The sequence below is a fragment of the Bacillus sp. SIMBA_005 genome, from assembly GCF_046535585.1.
Classification (GTDB): domain Bacteria; phylum Bacillota; class Bacilli; order Bacillales; family Bacillaceae; genus Bacillus; species Bacillus pumilus.
The window spans coordinates 1-367 of sequence record NZ_JAWRWI010000097.1; the positions used below are offsets into that span (position 1 = coordinate 1).

A 367-nucleotide genomic window follows, 5' to 3' on the forward strand; every position below is an offset into this window, starting at 1 on the left:
GTCGCCGATGCGCTGCGGCGCCGCACGGCCGCCATGCAGGACGCGCTCCTGGGTGCGGTGACGGACGTCGATGCCTGACAGGTCCGCGCGAGCGGTCTAGTCTGGCGCCGTGACCGATCGCACGAGCCTCCGCTTCTCGACCGAGCGCTTCAAGGCGTTCGCCGACGCCGTCGTCGCGATCGCGATGACGCTGCTGATCCTCCCGCTGCTGGAGGCGGTGTCGGATGCCGGCACGAAGGGCCTCGCCACCGGAGAGTTCTTCGCCGAGAACGGCGGGCAGCTGTTCAGCTTCGCGCTCAGCTTCCTGCTCATCGCGAACTTCTGGATGGAGCATCACCGGCAGTACACCGAGGTCACGGCGATCACC

The 367-nt window shown here is 68.4% G+C and carries 1 protein-coding gene; it reads left to right on the plus strand.

Features of this window, described 5'->3' with window-relative positions:
* Positions 1-109: 109 nt before the first annotated feature.
* Positions 110-367: TMEM175 family protein (locus SB660_RS19280; RefSeq protein ID WP_410583834.1), on the plus strand; the 258-nt coding region annotated here is incomplete at its 3' end.